Raw genomic sequence first — 20517 nt, forward strand, 5'->3', positions numbered from 1 at the left:
GGCGGGATGTACACAATGAAGCAAAAGAGTTATGCGGCTGTTTCTGTTTCTTCAGCTTCAACAGGGACAATCACGCTGGCGTGGTTACCTTTTGGCCCCTGGTGAACATCAAACCGAACCGCTTGTCCGGCTTTTAGCGTTCTGTAACCATCCATCTGGATGGTCGAGTAATGGGCGAAAATGTCTTCGCCGCCGCCCTCAGGGCAGATAAAACCGAACCCTTTGGCATTGTTGAACCACTTAACAGTACCCATTTCCATACTTCGACATCCTTCGTAAATCTTATAAGTAAGATGGAATGAACCGGTAGTGGAGTGACGAGTTGTTCATTTGCTCGCCAACTCTCGCCACTACAATTTAGAGAAATCAGGAAATGCGTCAAGCGATTGACGCCAGGGGACGGTGAAAAATGCGTCAAAATTTGAAGCAGTTAACGCTATTGCCGGGGAATGTGACAGACGTCGCGGATGGAAGTAATAGATGATAATTATCTATGATCTATTGTAGATTTGTGATGTGCATAGCCTCTGGTCATCGACAGGCCACCGCCTGTTGGCAACAGCAACCGATGATGAACACTGACGATGAGTAAGAGAGACTGGTTGGACTTCGATCAGCTAATTGAGGACGAAGTTAAAGATGCGCTTAAACCGCCATCTATGTATAAAGTGATATTAGTCAATGATGACTACACTCCAATGGAGTTTGTTATTGACGTGTTACAAAAATTCTTTTCTTATGATGTTGAACGTGCAACGCAACTGATGCTGACGGTTCACTATCAAGGTAAAGCGATTTGCGGGGTGTTTACCGCAGAAGTCGCAGAAACCAAAGTATCGATGGTGAACCAGTATGCGAGGGAGAACGAACATCCGTTGTTGTGTACGCAAGAAAAAGCCTGAATGCAGGCAATAAACTTGGGGGAGGTGCCTATGCTCAATCAAGAACTGGAACTCAGTTTAAACATGGCTTTCGCCAGAGCGCGCGAGCACCGTCATGAGTTCATGACCGTCGAGCACTTGTTGCTGGCGCTGCTTAGCAACCCTTCGGCCCGCGAAGCGCTTGAAGCGTGTTCAGTGGACCTGGTCGCGCTGCGTCAGGAGCTTGAAGCCTTCATCGAACAGACCACACCCGTACTGCCTGCAACGGAAGAAGAGCGCGACACTCAGCCGACGCTGAGCTTCCAGCGCGTGCTGCAACGTGCTGTTTTCCACGTCCAGTCTTCCGGCCGCAGCGAAGTGACCGGCGCCAACGTTCTGGTCGCGATTTTTAGCGAACAGGAATCTCAGGCGGCATACCTGCTGCGTAAACATGAAGTCAGCCGACTTGATGTGGTGAATTTCATCTCTCACGGTACGCGTAAAGACGAGCCGAGCCAGTCTTCCGATAACAGCGGAAGTCAGCCTGGCAGCAGCGAAGAGCAAGCAGGCGGGGAGGATCGTATGGAAAACTTCACCACCAACCTCAACCAGCTTGCCCGCGTAGGCGGTATCGATCCGCTGATCGGCCGCGAGAAAGAGCTGGAACGTGCTATTCAGGTTCTGTGCCGCCGCCGCAAGAACAACCCGCTGCTGGTGGGGGAATCCGGCGTTGGTAAAACCGCTATCGCTGAAGGTCTTGCCTGGCGTATCGTGCAGGGCGACGTGCCGGAAGTGATGGCCGATTTCACTATCTATTCACTGGATATTGGCTCGCTGCTGGCAGGTACCAAATACCGCGGCGACTTTGAAAAACGCTTTAAAGCGCTGCTTAAGCAGCTGGAGCAGGACACCAACAGTATTCTGTTCATCGATGAGATCCACACCATTATCGGTGCGGGGGCGGCTTCCGGCGGGCAGGTCGATGCCGCTAACCTGATTAAACCGCTGCTTTCCAGCGGTAAGATTCGGGTCATTGGCTCGACGACCTATCAGGAGTTCAGCAACATCTTTGAAAAAGATCGTGCCCTGGCGCGGCGTTTCCAGAAAATTGATATCACCGAACCTTCCGTGGAAGAGACGGTGCAGATTATTAACGGCCTGAAGCCGAAGTATGAAGCGCACCACGACGTCCGTTACACCGCGAAAGCGGTACGTGCGGCGGTAGAGCTGGCGGTGAAGTACATTAACGATCGTCATCTGCCGGATAAGGCGATTGACGTGATTGATGAAGCCGGGGCGCGTGCGCGCTTGATGCCGGTGAGCAAACGTAAGAAAACGGTTAACGTGGCGGATATTGAGTCCGTGGTGGCGCGGATTGCGCGTATACCTGAGAAGAGCGTTTCCCGCAGCGATCGCGATACGCTGAAAAACCTCGGCGATCGCCTGAAAATGCTGGTCTTCGGCCAGGATAAGGCGATTGAGGCCTTAACCGAAGCGATCAAGATGGCGCGCGCCGGGCTTGGCCATGAGCACAAACCCGTCGGCTCTTTCCTGTTTGCCGGGCCTACCGGGGTCGGTAAAACCGAGGTTACCGTACAGCTGGCGAAGTCGCTGGGCATTGAGCTGCTGCGTTTTGATATGTCCGAATATATGGAACGTCATACCGTCAGCCGCTTAATCGGTGCGCCTCCGGGCTACGTCGGTTTCGATCAGGGCGGGCTGCTGACCGATGCGGTTATTAAGCATCCGCACGCGGTGCTGCTGCTGGATGAAATTGAAAAAGCGCATCCGGATGTCTTTAACCTGCTGCTGCAGGTGATGGATAACGGGACGCTGACCGACAACAACGGCCGCAAAGCGGATTTCCGCAACGTGGTGCTGGTGATGACCACCAACGCCGGGGTGCGCGAAACCGAGCGTAAATCCATTGGCCTCATCCATCAGGACAACAGTCCGGATGCGATGGATGAGATCAAAAAGATCTTTACGCCGGAGTTCCGTAACCGTCTCGACAACATTATCTGGTTCGATCATCTGTCTACGACGGTTATCCATCAGGTGGTGGATAAATTTATCGTCGAGCTGCAGGTTCAGCTGGATCAGAAAGGCGTCTCTTTGGAAGTCAGCCAGGAAGCCCGCGATTGGCTGGCCGAGAAAGGCTACGACCGGGCCATGGGCGCGCGTCCGATGGCGCGGGTGATTCAGGACAACCTGAAAAAACCGCTGGCCAACGAGCTGCTGTTTGGCTCACTGGTTGACGGCGGACAGGTGACCGTTGAACTGGATAAAGAGAAAAATGCGCTGACCTACGACTTCCAGAGTGCGCAGAAGCACAAACCGGAAGCGGCGCATTAAGTTTCGGTACTCAGTGACAAAACCGGCCTCAGGGCCGGTTTTTTTATCTGCGCGCTTTAAGTTGTAAATGACGCAGAAATGAAAAGACCGGGAATTATCCCGGCCTTCAGCATCTGGCGCGCTAAGCGCGAAAACGATCAGCGACTACGGAAGACAATGCGGCCTTTGCTCAGGTCGTACGGGGTCAGCTCAACAGTCACTTTGTCGCCCGTCAGAATGCGGATGTAGTTTTTACGCATTTTACCGGAAATATGCGCAGTTACCACGTGACCGTTTTCCAGTTCTACGCGGAACATAGTGTTAGGCAGCGTATCAAGTACGGTGCCCTGCATTTCAATATTGTCTTCTTTGGCCATCTAGTCCTCTGGGGTATCACTACCGTAGTTTTGAACCGGCAAGATAATGCCGAAGTTCAGCAAGTATGTAAAGTTTTACGTCAAATCGCCGAAGTAGTTTTGGCGCATTACCCGTAATTCACGCGGATAAACCGGGTGACAGGCGCAAACGTAAAGGGGGAGTGACAGAACAATGGGTGTTATCTGACTCTTATTATTCCCAAACGGCGGCGGGGCAACGGGCAGAAGCTACTCTACCGCGCAATTATAACATCCCAACAAAAAATGTGCTGAAAACATTTATGCTTCTCCTGCAAATAGCATCCTTGGTACCCAGAATCGCTCCGGCAGACGATACGTCCGCAGCACGGAAAGATAGTCGAGGTAATCGCGGCGGGGAATTTCCACTGCGCCCAGCGACGCCGTATGCTTATTCAGCACCTGACAATCGATTAATTTTCCGCCATCCTGCGAAAATATCTGGCTAAAGACCAGCAGCGCGGTTTTAGAGGCGTTTTCGGCACGGCTGAACATCGACTCTCCGCAAAACAGCGCGCCCTGCGCGACGCCGTACATCCCGCCGACTAATTCCTTTCCCTGCCATACTTCAACAGAATGAGCATGTCCCAGCTCATGCAGCTGGTGGTACGCCTGAACGATCCCCGGCGTTATCCATGTTCCCTCATCGCGGTGGTCGGCGCAGCCCTCGATAACCTGACCAAAGGCGTGATTCAGCGTGACGCGATAAGGCGAGCGCTGATGGAAACGCTTCATGCTGCGGCTGAGATGAAATTTCTCTGGCCACAGTACCGCTCGCGGATCGGGGGACCACCACAAAATAGGGTCGCCGGGCGAAAACCACGGAAAAATACCGCGCTGATAGGCCATCAGTAAACGCGCCGGGCTAAGATCGCCGCCCAGCGCTACCAGGCCATTAGGTTCGCGTAAAGCGCCTTCCGGGGAGGGGAAGGCGATGGAATGATGAGAGAGCTGAACCAGCCGCATTTTTACCTCAACGCATCAGGCAATGATTCAATAGTAGCCTACAGGCGCTGCTTAAACTGGTAGTAACGCCCCTGTTCAGCCAGCAGTTCTGCGTGACTACCTTGCTCAATAATCTTCCCGTTGTCCATGACTATTATCTGATTAAAACGCGCCAGTCCGCGCAGACGATGGGTTACCATTAACACGGTTTTTTCACGCATCACTTCCGCCAGTAAATCAAGGATTTGACTTTCGGTCGTCGCATCGAGGCCTTCAGTAGGTTCATCAAGCAGCATGACCGGCGCATCGTGAAGCAGGGCGCGGGCGATAGCCAGCCTGCGCAGCTCGCCGCCGGAAAGCTGACGGCCGCCTTCACCCAGCCAGCTATTCAGACCGCTATCTTCCAGTAATTTCGCTAAGCCGACGCGTTCAAGCGTTTGGGCAAGTCGGGCATCGCTGGCTCCGGGAGAAGCCAGCAGCAGGTTGTCGCGCAGCGTAGCGCTGAACAGATGTACGCGCTGCGGCACGACGCTCATCGCCCGGCGCAGCGTCGCCTCATTAAACTGCCCCAGCAGCTGATTGTTGAGTAAGATTTCCCCTTCAGCCGGATCCCAGGCGCGGGTCAGCAGCTGCAGCAGGGTCGATTTACCGCAGCCTGTTCGTCCGAGGATGGCGATATGCTCTCCGGCCTCGATCTGCAATGACACTTTCTCCAGCGCGGGGGAGGGCTGCTGCGGATAGCTGAAGGTGACCTGATGTAAGCGTAACGAGACGCGATCCAGCGTCTGGCCTTCGCCCTGAGGGAAGGCCACTTCCGGCTCTTGCTCGGTAATTTGCGTGATGCGCTTTGCGGAGGCGATCACCTGCCCTAAATGCTGAAATGCGCCGGTTACCGGCGCCAGCGCTTCAAACGCCGCCAGCGCGCAGAAGACAAACAGCGCAATCAGCGCCCCTGGCTGAGTATCGCCGCCAACGCCCGCGGAGGCGAGCCACAGCATAGCGATAACCGCAATTCCGCCAATCAGCAGCATCAGCGCCTGAGAGAGCGCGGTGAGCTCAGCCTGGCGACGCTGCGCATCCAGCCAGCGCGCTTCCGTTTTTTCCATTTGCTGCCGGTAGCGGTCGCTGGCGTTGAACAGCATGAGTTCCGCCTGTCCCTGGAGCCATGAGGTCAGATGCTGGCGATATTGCCCGCGAAGCCGGGTTATGCTTTCACCTGCGGGTTTACCTGCGCGATAGAACAGCGGCGGCATCACCAGCAGGGTGAGCAGCATAATACCACCGAGGGTCAGGGCCAGAGTGACGTCCAGCACGCTCAACCCTACGGTGACGACCAGGATCACCACCAGCGCGCCTACCAGCGGTGATATGACGCGCAAATAGAGATGATCCAGGGTATCGACATCTGCAACCACCCGGTTAAGCAGCTCGCCCTGACGAAAACGCGCCAGCCCGGCGGGGGAGAGCGGCAGCAGCTTACTGAAGGTAAAGACCCGCAGGTGTTGCAGAACGCGGAAGGTGGCGTCATGGCTGACCAGACGCTCAAAGTAGCGGCCCGCGGTGCGAATAATTGCCGCGCCGCGCACGCCCGCGGCTGGCAGCATATAGTTAAAGCTGTAGATGCCCGCCACGCCAACGACGGCTGATGCCGACAGGAACCAGCCGGATAGCGTTAATAAGCCAATGCTGGCCAGCAGCGTCACGATCGCCAGCACGATACCGAGCAGCAACAGCCATTTGTGTCGTTTGTACAGCGCCAGGTAAGGCCATAATGCGCGCATTTAAATCTCCTCCTGACGATGAGCGAGCAGGGTCGCGAAGGGGCCGCCAGCGGCCGCCAGCTGCGAATAGCTGCCTTGCTCAACAATTCGACCATCCTGCATAACCCAGATCGCATCCCAGTTCGCCAGTCCTTCCAGCTGATGGGTAACCATTAACGTGGTTTGCTGCGTTGATGCATTGGTCAGCGCCTGCATCACGCGCTGTTCGCTATGCGCGTCAAGGCTGGCGGCAGGCTCATCAAGCAGCAGCAGACGACAGGGCACCAGCAGCGCTCGTGCGACGGCGACGCGCTGAGCCTGCCCGACCGACAGCCGGCCGGCCTGATCGCCAACAGGCGTATTAATACCCTGCGGCAGAAGAGAGACGAACTCGCTAACCCAGGCTTTATCCAGCGCAAGCTGCAGCTGCGCTTCGGTGGCTTCAGGGCAGGAGAGCAGGACGTTTTCGCGCAGCGTCGCCGCGGGCAGCTGCGGATTTTGCCCGACCCAGCTCAGGAGACGACGCCAGCGGTCGGCATCCAGACTCTTTAACTCGACGCCATTGACCTTGAGCGAGCCGTCATAGGGAAGAAAACCCGTTAACGTATTCAGTAGCGAGCTTTTTCCCGAGCCGCTTTGCCCAACCAGCACCACGCGTTCACCGGCGCGCAGGGAAAAATTCAGCGGCCCGGCCAGCACTTTTCCTTCGGGAGACTTAATCAGCAGGTCGCGAGCTTCAAGGCTTACCGTTTCATTATCTTTTAATGCCTTTTCCCCACGCTCTGCCTGCGCCAGCGGCGCTTCCATAAAGGTCTTCAGGCTATCGGCGGCGCCAATCGCCTGCGCTTTCGCATGATAAAAGGTGCCTAAATCGCGCAGTGGCTGGAAAAACTCAGGAGCCAGAATCAGGGCGAGGAAACCGGACATCAACGTCACCCCGGCGCCGTAATGGCCAAAGTTGAGCTCTCCCAGATAGGAAAAACCAAAGTAAACGGCGACCAGCGCAATCGACAGCGAGGTGAAAAACTCCAGGACACCGGAGGAGAGAAACGCCAGGCGCAGCACTTCCATTGTCCGCTGGCGGAAATCCTGCGAGGCCTCGCGTATGTTGTCCGTCTCCGCTTCGCCGCGATGAAAAATACGCAGCGTTTCCATACCGCGCAGGCGATCGAGAAAATGGCCGCTTAAACGCGCCAGAGCGAGAAAGTTGCGGCGGTTGGCATCAGCCGCGCCCATTCCCACCAGCGCCATAAACAGCGGAATAAGCGGTGCGGTACCCAGCAGAATCAGCGCCGCGGCCCAGTTGATGGGGAAAATCGTAATAACAATCAGCAACGGTACAGAGGCGGCCAGCGTCATCTGCGGCAAATAGCGAGCATAGTAGTCATGCATATCGTCGATCTGTTCAAGGATCAGCGTGGCCCAGCTACCCGCAGGTTTGCCCTGTATCCACGCCGGTCCCGCCTGCTGTAAACGATCCAGAACCTGACGGCGGATCTCAAGGCGGATATGTTGACCGGCCTGAAAACCCACTCTTTCACGCAGCCAGACCACCCAGGCGCGCAGCACAAAGACCAGCACCAGTAGCGTAAAGGGCAGCAGCAGCGCCGTCGCGGGGATATTTTCCATAATCATGCGATGGAGGATCCTCGCCAGGAACCAGGCCTGGGCGACGATCAACAGGCCGCTAACGACGCCCAATACGCGGGAAATCATCAACCAGCGACGGGAGATAATGCTTTGATCTTTTAACCAACGGGTTAACTCTTGTTGACGGGTTTTATTCATTGCGCGCTTAGCAGGTGTAGTTATGAGTTTTTTGGGCACGGCAATGTTACAACGAGGCAAAAATAAAGGCGACTTTTCGTCGCCTTCTTTACCTTTGTTACTGACTTGTAAAGATTATTTGCAAGCGTCGGCTAAACCATCCAGATAGCGCTCCGCGTCCAGCGCCGCCATGCAGCCGGTACCCGCAGAAGTAATCGCCTGACGGTAGATATGATCCATCACGTCGCCGGCGGCGAAGACGCCCGGGATGCTGGTCTGGGTAGCGTTGCCGTGGATGCCGGACTGGACTTTAATGTAGCCGTTTTCCAGCTCCAGCTGACCGGCGAAAATTGCCGTGTTCGGGCTGTGGCCGATAGCCACGAACAGCCCCGCAACTTCGAGGGATTCAACGTTATCCGCATTCTGGGTATCGCGCAGACGCAAGCCGCTTACGCCCATCTGGTCGCCGGTCACTTCTTCCAGCGTACGGTGGGTGTGCAGCACAATATTGCCGCTCTCCACTTTGTCCATCAGGCGTTTGATAAGGATTTTTTCCGCGCGGAAGCCGTCACGACGGTGGATCAAATGCACTTCAGAAGCAATGTTAGACAGGTACAGCGCCTCTTCGACGGCCGTATTGCCGCCGCCGATGACGGCAACCTTCTGGTTACGATAGAAGAAACCGTCGCAGGTCGCGCAGGCAGACACGCCGCGGCCCTTAAACGCTTCTTCCGAGGGAAGACCCAGATAGCGTGCTGAAGCGCCGGTGGCAATAATCAGGGCATCGCAGGTGTATTCGCCGCTGTCGCCGACCAGGCGGAACGGACGGTTTTGCAGGTCGACGCTGTTGATATGATCGAAAATAATTTCGGTTTCAAATTTGGTGGCATGTTCATGCATGCGCTCCATCAGCAGCGGTCCGGTCAGTTCGTTAGGATCGCCTGGCCAGTTTTCCACTTCCGTGGTGGTGGTCAGCTGACCGCCTTTTTCCATTCCGGTAATCAGTACCGGCTGCAGATTTGCGCGCGCTGCGTAGACCGCAGCGGTGTATCCCGCAGGTCCAGAACCAAGAATAAGCAGTTTACTGTGTTTGGCCGTGCCCATGAGATCCTCATAATTTATTGGCATACATGAGCTGGATTGTAGGGAATTTGTGGACGTAAAAAAAGAGCGCGGCGGTTTTGTTAACGATATGTGCAATAGAAGCTGCCGATTAATCGGCGATTTAACGAACGAAGAATATAACTAATTCTACTGTTAGCGAGACAATTATAAGAGGAAAACATGAGAATCAACCGGGGAGGATTATGAATATCTGGCATCTTGTACTAAAAATCGATGTTTTGCTTTGACAATCCCCTGTGCTTTTGCGAAAACATTCATGGAAGAAGAAAAGCAGTGTTTCGCGTGTGGCGAATTTTCATGCACGCAAATGCCATTTTTATCCGGGTTAGCGAAATCTACGCATGGTGTGGACAGACGCCATGCGTGATGTCGGTGACTGCCGTCAGGCAACGGGCTTCTCACGTACCCCTGGGTTACCCAACGTCGTACGGGTGATAACAGGATGGACTCTGGCAGTGAAGGCTCAGAGTCGGAACAGGAGTAGGGAAGGAATACAGAGAGACAATAATAATGGTAGATAGCAAGAAGCGCCCTGGCAAAGATCTCGACCGCATTGATCGTAATATTTTGAATGAATTGCAAAAAGACGGGCGTATTTCCAACGTCGAGCTTTCTAAACGGGTGGGACTTTCTCCGACGCCTTGCCTTGAGCGCGTGCGTCGACTGGAAAGACAGGGTTTTATTCAGGGCTATACAGCGCTGCTCAACCCGCACTATCTGGATGCATCACTTCTGGTATTTGTTGAGATTACTCTGAATCGTGGCGCGCCGGATGTGTTTGAGCAATTTAACTCCGCTGTGCAAAAACTTGAAGAAATTCAAGAGTGTCATCTGGTTTCCGGGGATTTTGACTACCTGTTGAAAACCCGCGTACCGGATATGTCAGCGTATCGTAAATTACTGGGCGAGACCTTGCTGCGCCTGCCGGGCGTAAATGACACCCGTACCTATGTGGTAATGGAAGAAGTCAAGCAGAGTAATCGTCTGGTAATCAAGACGCGCTAACACGGAACAGGTGCAAAATCGATGTAGTTTGATTACACTCCTGTTAATCCATACAGCAACAGTGCCGGGGAGACCCGGCACTGTTGTCCGTTTTAGCCGAAGGCAGGAAACAGCCTGATACCTGGAGAGCCTTTCTTGAGCCAGGAATACACTGAAGACAAAGAAGTCAAATTCACAAAGCTGAGTAGCGGACGCCGGCTCCTTGAGGCGTTACTCATTCTTTGCTCCCTTTTTGCCATCTGGTTGATGGCGGCCTTACTCAGCTTTAATCCCTCGGATCCTAGCTGGTCGCAAACGGCGTGGCATGAGCCTATTCACAACATAGGCGGGACGCCGGGAGCCTGGCTTGCCGATACGCTATTTTTTATTTTTGGCGTAATGGCCTATACCATTCCGGTCATCATTATCGGCGGCTGCTGGTTTGCCTGGCGTCATCAAGAAAACGACGAGTACATCGACTATTTCGCCGTCTCGCTGCGTTTAATTGGCGCGCTGGCGCTGATCCTCACTTCCTGCGGTCTGGCGGCAATCAACGCTGATGATATCTGGTATTTCGCCTCCGGCGGCGTGATCGGCAGTCTGTTGAGCACCACCCTGCAACCGCTGCTGCACAGCAGCGGCGGCACAATCGCGCTGCTCTGCATCTGGGCGGCAGGACTGACGCTATTTACCGGCTGGTCCTGGGTTAGCATTGCTGAAAAACTCGGCGGTGCGATTCTTTCTATTCTCACGTTTGCCAGCAACCGTACCCGTCGTGACGATACCTGGGTTGATGAAGGGGAATATGAAGATGATGAAGAAGAATATGAAGATGATGAACCCGCGAAGCCGCAGGGTTCTCGACGCGCGCGAATTTTACGCAGCGCCTTAGCTCGCCGCCAGCGTCTGGCTGAGAAGTTCTCTAATCCGATGGGGCGTAAGACCGATGCGGCGCTGTTCTCGGGTAAACGGATGGATGACGCCGAAGACGAGGTTCAGTACAGCGCCGGCGGTGCGCCTGTTGCCGCTGACGATGTCCTTTTTTCTGGCTCCAGCGCAGCGCGTCCGGCAAATGCTGATGATGTTCTGTTCTCCGGCGTCAGTGCGGCACGTCCCGGCGATTTTGACCCCTACGATCCTCTGTTGAACGGTCATAGCATTGCCGATCCGGTGGCTTTGGCCGCGCAGGATACCGCTGCGCCGCAGGCATGGTCTGAACCGCTGCCAGGGTATGAGGCTCAGCCGGTCTATCATCCGGAACAGGCCCCGGTACAGCAGCCAGCGTATCAGCCTGAACCGGCTTACCAGCCGCAGCATGCTTACCAGCCGGAACAGGCCCCGGTACAGCAGCCAGCGTATCAGCCAGAACCGGCTTACCAGCCGCAGCATGCTTACCAGCCGGAACAGGCCCCGGTACAGCAGCCAGCATATCAGCCGGAACCGGCTTACCAGCCGCAGCATGCGTACCAGCCGGAACAGGCCCCGGTACAGCAGCCAGCGTACCAGCCGCAGCATGCGTACCAGCCGGAACAGGCCCCGGTACAGCAGCCAGCATATCAGCCGGAACCGGCTTACCAGCCGCAGCATGCGTACCAGCCGGAACAGGCGCCGGTACAGCAGCCAGCGTATCAGCCGGAACCGGCTTACCAGCCGCAGCATGCGTACCAGCCGGAACAGGCCCCGGTACAGCAGCCTGAGCCTTACGCCGCCTCCGTTGAGCCTGAGCCTCCGCAAGAGGAGGTGAAGCCTCAGCGTCCGCCGATGTACTACTTCGAAGAAGTGGAAGAGAAACGCGCGCGTGAACGCGAGCAGCTTGCCGCATGGTATCAGCCGATTCCGGAGCCGGTCAGTCCGGTTGCGACAAAACCGATCTCGCCTCCGCCTGCTCCGGCGGCTGATGTTGCCGCGGTGAGCGCGCTGGCGTCTGGCGTCCATCAGGCCACCGGGGCGGCCTCCGTCGCATCTGCCGCATACAGCGCCGCGCCGCTGTTTAGCCCGGTGTCGGGCGGCCCGCGTGCGCAGGTAAAAGAGGGCATAGGCCCGAAATTGCCGCGTCCAAACCGCGTTCGCGTGCCCACGCGCCGTGAGCTGGCTTCCTATGGCATTAAGTTGCCTTCGCAGCGGTTGGCTGAAGAACGTGCGCGTCAGGCAGAGCATCAGCACTATGATGACGATGCGCTGACGGACGAGGAAGTTGCAGAGCTTGAGCAGGGTGAGCTGGCGCGTCAGTTCGCGGCTGCGCAAAATCAGCGCTATGGCGATAGCTACGCTGCGGAAGAGGCTGATGTAGACGAGGATTCTGCCGCTGAAGCCGAACTTGCCCGTCAGTTTGCCGCTTCCCAGCAGCAGCGCTACGCCAGCGAGCAGCCGCCGGGATCGCATCCGTTCTCTGCGGCGGATTATGAATTCTCGCCAATGAAAACGTTAGTTGATGATACGCCGAGCGAGCCTGTCTTCACGCCGTTGCCGGAAGTACAGCAGCCTGCCCCGCAGAATCAGCAGCCGGCCCAGCATTCGCAGCCCGTACAGCAGCCGATGCCGCACCAGCAGATGCCTCAGCCGCCGCAACATGCGCAGCAGCAGTCTTATCAACCCGCGCCGCAGCAGCCGGTTCACCATCAGCCGATGCCGCAGCAGGCTCCTGGCAGCTATCCGCAGCAGCAGGCTCCGCAGCAGCCGATCCCGCAGCCGCAGGAAAGTCTCATTCACCCGCTGTTGATGCGCAATGGCGACAGTCGCCCATTACAGAAGCCGACAACGCTGCTGCCCTCGCTTGACCTGCTCACGCCGCCACCGGCTGAAGTTGAGCCGATCGATACCTTTGCGCTTGAGCAAATGGCGCGTCTGGTTGAAGCTCGTCTGGCCGATTTCCGCATTAAAGCCGATGTGGTGAACTACTCACCTGGCCCGGTTATTACCCGCTTTGAGCTTAACCTGGCGCCGGGCGTGAAAGCGGCGCGCATTTCCAACCTGTCGCGCGATCTGGCCCGTTCTCTGTCCACTGCGGCGGTTCGCGTGGTGGAAGTGATTCCGGGTAAACCCTACGTTGGCCTGGAGCTGCCTAACAAAAAGCGCCAGACCGTTTACCTGCGCGAAGTGCTGGATAATGCGAAATTCCGCGATAATCCTTCACCGCTCACGGTGGTCCTCGGGAAAGACATTGCGGGCGAACCTGTCACTGCCGATCTGGCGAAGATGCCGCACCTGCTGGTAGCGGGTACCACCGGTTCCGGTAAATCCGTTGGGGTCAACGCCATGATCCTCAGCATGCTCTATAAAGCGCAGCCGGAAGACGTGAAATTCATCATGATTGACCCGAAAATGCTCGAGCTGTCGGTCTATGAGGGAATACCGCATCTGTTAACGGAAGTCGTGACGGATATGAAAGACGCGGCCAATGCTTTGCGCTGGAGCGTCAACGAGATGGAGCGCCGGTATAAACTCATGTCTGCGCTGGGCGTACGTAATCTCGCGGGTTATAACGAGAAGATTGCTGAAGCCGCACGTATGGGACGGCCCATTCCGGATCCTTACTGGAAGCCTGGCGACAGTATGGATGCGACGCATCCGGTACTGAAAAAAGAGCCTTACATCGTGGTGCTGGTCGACGAGTTTGCCGACCTGATGATGACCGTCGGCAAGAAAGTGGAAGAGCTGATTGCGCGCCTGGCGCAGAAAGCGCGCGCCGCGGGGATCCACCTGGTGCTGGCGACCCAGCGACCGTCGGTTGACGTTATCACCGGCCTGATTAAAGCCAACATCCCGACGCGTATCGCCTTTACCGTATCGAGTAAAATTGACTCACGTACTATCCTTGACCAGGGCGGTGCGGAATCACTGCTGGGAATGGGCGATATGCTCTACTCCGCGCCTAACTCGACGATCCCTGTGCGCGTCCACGGCGCTTTTGTACGCGACGAGGAAGTTCACGCCGTCGTTCAGGACTGGAAGGCGCGCGGGCGTCCGCAGTATGTCGATGGCATTACCTCCGATAGCGAAAGCGAAGGCGGCGGCGGTGGCTACGAGGGCGGTGAAGAGCTCGATCCGCTGTTCGATCAGGCCGTCAACTTTGTGACGGAAAAACGCAAAGCCTCCATATCTGGGGTACAGCGTCAGTTCCGCATTGGCTATAACCGCGCCGCGCGTATCATTGAGCAAATGGAAGCTCAGGGGATCGTGAGCGAGCAGGGGCATAACGGTAACCGTGAAGTGCTGGCGCCGCCGCCTTTTGAGTAACCGCAAAGTTGGGTAAATAAGTGAAAATCAGCCTGTTCTGCTGTTTTACGGCCGTTGGCCGTTCTACATTAGCAGCAGACCAGGCTCCCGCGTCGGGAGTGACGCACATTAAGGAATAACAATGAAAAAACTCGCAATCACCTGTGCATTACTGTCCAGTTTTGTCGTCAGTCAGGTATGGGCGGATGCCGCCAGCGATTTAAAAAGCCGCCTTGATAAAGTGAGCAGCTTCCACTCCAGCTTTACGCAGAAGGTCACCGACGGCAGCGGTAATGCCGTGCAGGACGGGCAGGGGGACCTGTGGGTCAAGCGGCCTAATCTGTTCAACTGGCATATGACCCAGCCGGATGAAAGCGTGCTGGTTTCCGACGGCAAAACGCTGTGGTTTTACAACCCGTTTGTTGAGCAGGCTACCGCTACCTGGCTGAAAGATGCGACCAGCAACACGCCGTTTATGCTGATTGCCCGCAATCAGGCCAGCGACTGGCAGAACTACAACATTAAGCAGAACGGTGACGATTTTGTTCTGACGCCGAAAAACGGCAGCGGTAATCTGAAGCAGTTCACCATCAACGTGGGTCGTGACGGTACGATTCATCAGTTCAGCGCCGTGGAACAGGACGATCAACGCAGCAGCTATCAACTGAAATCGCAACAAAATGGTGCCGTGGATGCATCTAAGTTCACCTTCACGCCGCCGCAAGGGGTTACGGTGGACGATCAACGTAAATAGAGGCGAACGTGAGCAACCTGTCGCTCGATTTTTCCGATAACGCGTTTCAACCTCTGGCCGCCCGTATGCGGCCAGAAAATTTAGCGCAGTACATTGGCCAGCAGCACCTGCTGGCGCCGGGTAAACCCTTACCGAGGGCGATTGAGGCCGGGCATCTACACTCGATGATCCTCTGGGGGCCGCCCGGGACAGGAAAAACCACCCTGGCCGAAGTGATTGCGCGCTACGCCAGCGCCGACGTTGAACGTATCTCAGCGGTGACCTCCGGGGTGAAAGAGATCCGCGAGGCCATTGAACGCGCGCGCCAAAACCGCAACGCGGGTCGCCGCACGATCCTGTTTGTCGACGAAGTGCACCGTTTCAATAAAAGCCAGCAGGACGCCTTTCTGCCGCATATTGAAGACGGGACCATCACCTTTATCGGCGCGACGACGGAAAATCCCTCCTTTGAACTCAATTCCGCGCTGTTATCCCGCGCGCGCGTTTATCTGCTGAAGTCGCTGATCAGCGACGACATCGAGCAGGTGCTCAACCAGGCGATGAGCGACAAAACGCGCGGCTACGGCGGGCAAAATATCGTCCTGCCGGACGAGACGCGCAAGGCCATCGCCGACCTTGTCAACGGTGATGCGCGCCGGGCGCTGAATACGCTGGAAATGATGGCCGATATGGCCGAAGCCGACGCCTCCGGCAATCGCGTGCTGAAAGTTGAGCTGCTGACTGAAATTGCCGGTGAGCGCAGCGCGCGTTTCGACAACAAAGGCGATCGCTTTTACGATTTAATCTCCGCGCTGCACAAATCGGTTCGCGGCAGCGCCCCGGACGCCGCCCTCTACTGGTACGCGCGGATTATTACCGCCGGCGGCGATCCGCTCTACGTTGCCCGCCGCTGCCTGGCGATTGCCTCGGAAGATGTCGGCAACGCCGATCCGCGCGCGATGCAGGTTGCGATCTCCGCATGGGACTGCTTTACCCGTGTCGGGCCGGCGGAAGGCGAACGGGCGATTGCTCAGGCCATTGTCTATCTTGCCTGTGCGCCCAAAAGCAACGCAGTTTACACCGCGTTTAAAGCGGCGATGGCCGACGCCCGCGAACGTCCCGATTACGACGTCCCGGTTCATTTGCGCAATGCCCCAACGAAGCTGATGAAAGAGATGGGCTACGGGCAAGAGTATCGCTATGCTCACGATGAACCGAATGCTTATGCCGCCGGGGAGCAGTACTTCCCGCAGGAAATGGCGCAAACGCGCTATTATAAGCCGACAAACCGGGGGCTGGAGGGCAAAATAGGCGAAAAGCTCGCCTGGTTAACCGAACAGGATCAAAATAGCCCGATAAAACGCTACCGATAATTGAGGCGTTGCGGTAAGGTTGTCACACTATTTCCGTGGTCGCGCTCTGCGGCCATTTTTCTTTTATTAATTCGATAAGCACAGGATAAGCATGCTCGATCCCAATCTGCTGCGTACCGAGCCAGACGCAGTCGCAGAAAAACTGGCACGCCGGGGCTTTAAGCTGGATGTAGATAAACTTCGCGCTCTGGAAGAGCGTCGTAAAGTTCTGCAGGTTCAAACTGAAAACCTGCAGGCGGAGCGCAACTCCCGATCGAAATCCATTGGCCAGGCGAAAGCGCGCGGGGAAGATATTGAGCCATTACGCCTGGAAGTGAACAAACTCGGCGAGCAGCTTGATGCCGCTAAGACCGAGCTGGACGCGCTGCTGGCGGAGATCCGCGATATCGCGCTGGCTATCCCTAATATCCCGCACGATGACGTTCCGGCCGGTCGCGACGAAAACGACAACGTGGAAGTCAGCCGCTGGGGAACCCCGCGCGAGTTCGATTTTGACGTTCGCGATCACGTCACGCTGGGCGAAATGCACGGAGGGCTGGATTTTGCCGCCGCCGTGAAGCTGACCGGTTCTCGCTTTGTGGTCATGAAGGGCCAGCTGGCACGCCTGCACCGCGCGCTGGCGCAGTTTATGCTGGATCTGCATACCGAACAGCACGGCTACAGCGAAAACTACGTCCCGTATCTGGTTAACCAGGACACGCTGTACGGTACCGGTCAGCTGCCGAAATTCGCCGGCGACCTGTTCCATACTCGTCCGCTGGAAGAAGAAGCCGACAGCAGCAACTACGCGCTGATCCCGACGGCGGAAGTTCCGCTGACCAACCTGGTTCGCGATGAAATCATTGATGAAGACGATCTGCCGATCAAAATGACCGCGCATACGCCGTGCTTCCGCTCTGAAGCCGGATCTTACGGCCGCGATACCCGCGGTCTGATCCGTATGCACCAGTTCGACAAAGTCGAGATGGTGCAGATTGTACGTCCGGAAGATTCCATGGCGGCGCTGGAAGAGATGACCGGCCACGCCGAGAAAGTGCTGCAGCTGCTGGGTCTGCCGTATCGTAAAGTGGCTCTGTGCACGGGTGATATGGGCTTCAGCGCATGCAAAACCTACGATTTGGAAGTGTGGGTGCCGGCGCAGAATACCTATCGTGAGATCTCTTCCTGCTCCAACGTCTGGGATTTCCAGGCGCGTCGCATGCAGGCACGCTGCCGCAGCAAATCTGACAAGAAAACTCGCCTCGTACACACGCTGAACGGTTCTGGCCTGGCGGTTGGACGTACGCTGGTCGCGGTGATGGAAAACTATCAGCAGGCGGATGGTCGCATCGAGATCCCGGAAGTTCTGCGCCCGTATATGCGCGGCCTTGAATTTATCGGCTGATTTTTCAACGCTCTTCTCAAAAGCGCCTGCGGGCGCTTTTTTTTTACCCCCTTCTTGATACCGGGCAATAATCGCCTTCGCGATTACGAAGATACTCCCTTTGGATTAAACAGGATAAAAAACTAATAAAGGTTAATTTCGTTGTATATATAACTATATAACGGCATTAAGTTAATTGTGAGCAACCAAAGCGAGTATCTATGAAAACCAAAACCTCCGATGCTTTACTGGCTGCTGAGGTGAGCCGGCGTGGTTTAATGAAAACCACGGCGATTGGCGGGCTGGCGATGGCCAGCAGCGCTTTTACCTTACCCTTCACGCGCATTGCCCAAGCCGCAGACAACCTCAACCCCGCCAGCGAAACGGTCACCTGGAGCGCCTGTACGGTGAACTGCGGCAGCCGCTGCCCGCTGCGGATGCATGTGGTGGGTGGTGAGATAAAATATGTTGAAACGGACAATACCGGCGACGATAGCTACGACGGTCTGCATCAGGTTCGCGCCTGTCTGCGCGGCCGCTCGATGCGTCGACGCGTCTACAACCCGGACCGCCTGAAATATCCGATGAAGCGCGTGGGCAAACGCGGCGAGGGCAAATTCGAGCAAATCAGCTGGGAAGAAGCGTTCGATACTATCGCCAGCAATATGCAGCGCCTGATAAAAGAGTACGGTAATGAGTCCATCTATCTGAACTACGGAACGGGAACCCTCGGCGGAACCTTGACTCGCTCATGGCCACCGGGGAAAACTCTGATTGCCCGCCTGATGAACTGCTGCGGCGGCTATCTCAACCATTATGGCGACTACTCCACCGCGCAAATTGCCGCGGGACTGAACTACACCTACGGCGGCTGGGCCGATGGCAATAGCCCGTCGGATATCGAAAACAGCAAGCTGGTGGTGCTGTTTGGCAATAACCCCGGGGAAACCCGCATGAGCGGCGGCGGAGTGACCTACTACCTGGAACAGGCGCGGGAGAAATCCAACGCCAGGCTGATTATTATCGATCCACGCTATACCGACACCGGCGCCGGACGCGAAGACGAGTGGATCCCTATCCGCCCGGGAACCGATGCCGCGCTTGTCTCCGCGCTGGCGTGGGTGATGATTAACGAGAACCTCGTTGACCAGCCTTTCCTCGACAAGTACTGCGTAGGCTATGACGAGAAAACGCTGCCGGAAGGGGCGCCGGCCAATGGCCACTATAAGGCCTATATTCTCGGTCAGGGCAAAGACGGTATCGCGAAGACCCCTGAGTGGGCGTCGACGATTACCGGCATTCCCCAGGCGCGTATCGTGCAGCTGGCGCGCGAAATCGCCAGCGCTAAACCTGCCTATATTTCTCAGGGCTGGGGCCCACAGCGTCATGCCAACGGTGAGCTGGTTTCCCGCGCGATTTCCATGCTGGCAATCTTAACCGGCAACGTCGGGATTAACGGCGGCAATACCGGCGCGCGTGAAGGTTCTTACTCCCTGCCTTTTGAACGTATGCCGACGCTGGATAATCCGGTGGAAACCAGTATTTCCATGTTTATGTGGACCGATGCGATTGAGCGCGGGACGGAAATGACCGCGCTGCGCGACGGCGTGCGCGGCAAAGATAAGCTCGACGTGCCTATTAAAATGGTCTGGAACTATGCCGGTAACTGCCTGGTCAACCAGCATTCAGAGATTAACCGTACCCATGACATCCTTCAGGATGACAAGAAGTGCGAGATGATTGTGGTCATTGATTGCCATATGACCTCCTCGGCGAAATATGCCGATATTCTGCTGCCGGACTGTACGGCTTCGGAGCAGATGGATTTTGCCCTCGATGCCTCCTGCGGCAACATGTCATACGTGATTTTTGCCGATCGGGCCATCAAGCCGCGTTTTGAATGCAAAACCATCTATGAGATGACCACGGAGCTGGCGAAGCGCATGGGCGTTGAGCAACGTTTCACCGAAGGCCGCACTCAGGAAGAGTGGCTGCGTCACCTCTATGAGCAATCCCGTAAAGCGATCCCGGCGCTGCTGCCGTTTGATGAATTCCGCAAGCAGGGAATCTTCAAACAGCGCGATCCGGAAGGCCACCACGTTGCCTATAAAGCTTTCCGCGAAGATCCCGCCGCCAATCCGCTCACGACGCCGTCAGGGAAAATTGAAATCTACTCTGCGCAGCTGGCGGAAATTGCCGCGACCTGGGAGCTGAAAGAAGAGGATGTTATCGACCCGCTGCCGATATACAGCCCTGGGTTTGAAAACTATGACGATCCGCTGGCGAAAAAGTATCCGCTGCAGCTGACCGGTTTTCACTATAAAGCCCGCACGCACTCCACCTACGGCAACGTTGACGTACTGAAAGCCGCCTGCCGTCAGGAGATGTGGATCAACCCGCTTGATGCACAGAAGCGCGATATCGCCAATGGCGATCGGATCCGCATTTTTAACGATCGCGGTGAAGTGCATATCGAGGCCAAAGTGACCCCGCGCATGATACCGGGCGTGGTCGCGCTGGGTGAGGGGGCCTGGTATAACCCGGACGCAGGCCGCGTGGATCAGGCTGGCTGCATTAACGTGCTGACCACCCAACGCCCGTCGCCGCTGGCGAAAGGCAATCCATCGCATAGCAACCTCGTCCAGGTTGAAAAGCTGTAAGGA

Annotated in this window: 14 protein-coding genes; 8 read left to right on the forward strand and 6 right to left on the reverse strand. The window is 56.2% G+C overall.

Annotated elements, in window-relative coordinates; translation table 11 throughout:
- Positions 1-29 precede the first annotated feature (29 nt).
- Entirely contained in the window at positions 30-260 is a 231-nt protein-coding gene (gene cspD, locus MKleb_RS09020) for a cold shock-like protein CspD (protein WP_004100627.1), read from the reverse strand.
- Between the two features lie 324 nt (positions 261-584).
- On the opposite strand from cspD, the gene clpS reads away from it, so the two are divergent.
- Positions 585-902 (forward strand): ATP-dependent Clp protease adapter ClpS, encoded by a 318-nt coding sequence (gene clpS / locus MKleb_RS09025; protein ID WP_217076586.1) that lies wholly within the window; start codon positions 585-587, stop codon positions 900-902.
- 30 nt (positions 903-932) lie between these two features.
- Entirely contained in the window at positions 933-3215 is a 2283-nt protein-coding gene (gene clpA / locus MKleb_RS09030) for an ATP-dependent Clp protease ATP-binding subunit ClpA (RefSeq protein ID WP_217076588.1), read from the forward strand.
- 137 nt (positions 3216-3352) lie between these two features.
- Here the strand turns inward: clpA and infA are convergent, their stop codons facing one another.
- From infA to trxB, 5 genes are all read right to left on the reverse strand, one after another.
- Complete coding sequence (gene infA, locus MKleb_RS09035) at positions 3353-3571, reverse strand: translation initiation factor IF-1 (protein WP_002211347.1); 219 nt, start codon at positions 3569-3571, stop codon at positions 3353-3355.
- A gap of 279 nt (positions 3572-3850) precedes the next feature.
- Positions 3851-4555, reverse strand: a complete 705-nt coding sequence (gene aat / locus MKleb_RS09040) for a leucyl/phenylalanyl-tRNA--protein transferase (protein WP_217076589.1) — start codon at positions 4553-4555, stop codon at positions 3851-3853.
- 38 nt (positions 4556-4593) lie between these two features.
- Positions 4594-6315 carry a heme ABC transporter ATP-binding protein/permease CydC gene (cydC, locus tag MKleb_RS09045; RefSeq protein ID WP_025108297.1) on the reverse strand — a complete coding sequence of 574 codons (1722 nt, stop codon included), beginning with the start codon at positions 6313-6315 and terminating at the stop codon, positions 4594-4596.
- Entirely contained in the window at positions 6316-8082 is a 1767-nt protein-coding gene (gene cydD, locus MKleb_RS09050) for a heme ABC transporter permease/ATP-binding protein CydD (protein ID WP_025108298.1), read from the reverse strand. It lies immediately after the preceding gene.
- A 114-nt stretch (positions 8083-8196) separates the two neighbouring features.
- Entirely contained in the window at positions 8197-9165 is a 969-nt protein-coding gene (gene trxB, locus MKleb_RS09055) for a thioredoxin-disulfide reductase (RefSeq protein WP_025108299.1), read from the reverse strand.
- Positions 9166-9696: 531 nt separating this feature from the next.
- Between trxB and lrp the strand changes: the two genes are divergently transcribed.
- The 6 genes from lrp to dmsA all read left to right on the forward strand — a co-directional run bounded on the left by lrp (position 9697) and on the right by dmsA (position 20514).
- Positions 9697-10191, forward strand: a complete 495-nt coding sequence (lrp, locus tag MKleb_RS09060; protein WP_002439523.1) for a leucine-responsive transcriptional regulator Lrp — start codon at positions 9697-9699, stop codon at positions 10189-10191.
- 135 nt (positions 10192-10326) lie between these two features.
- Positions 10327-14406, forward strand: a complete 4080-nt coding sequence (gene ftsK / locus MKleb_RS09065; RefSeq protein WP_217076590.1) for a DNA translocase FtsK — start codon at positions 10327-10329, stop codon at positions 14404-14406.
- A gap of 121 nt (positions 14407-14527) precedes the next feature.
- The gene (gene lolA / locus MKleb_RS09070; protein ID WP_004130911.1) at positions 14528-15139 is read left to right on the forward strand and encodes an outer membrane lipoprotein periplasmic chaperone LolA; all 612 of its coding nucleotides are present in this window, start codon (positions 14528-14530) and stop codon (positions 15137-15139) included.
- Between the two features lie 8 nt (positions 15140-15147).
- The gene (gene rarA / locus MKleb_RS09075) at positions 15148-16491 is read left to right on the forward strand and encodes a replication-associated recombination protein RarA (protein ID WP_163586383.1); all 1344 of its coding nucleotides are present in this window, start codon (positions 15148-15150) and stop codon (positions 16489-16491) included.
- Between the two features lie 91 nt (positions 16492-16582).
- Positions 16583-17875: a serine--tRNA ligase gene (serS, locus tag MKleb_RS09080; protein WP_009653254.1), complete on the forward strand. Its 1293-nt coding sequence runs from the start codon at positions 16583-16585 to the stop codon at positions 17873-17875.
- Positions 17876-18075: 200 nt separating this feature from the next.
- Positions 18076-20514, forward strand: a complete 2439-nt coding sequence (gene dmsA / locus MKleb_RS09085; protein WP_104011456.1) for a dimethylsulfoxide reductase subunit A — start codon at positions 18076-18078, stop codon at positions 20512-20514.
- Positions 20515-20517: the final 3 nt, after the last annotated feature.

Origin of the sequence: Klebsiella sp. PL-2018 (assembly GCF_019048985.1) — a bacterium.
GTDB lineage: Bacteria > Pseudomonadota > Gammaproteobacteria > Enterobacterales > Enterobacteriaceae > Klebsiella > Klebsiella michiganensis.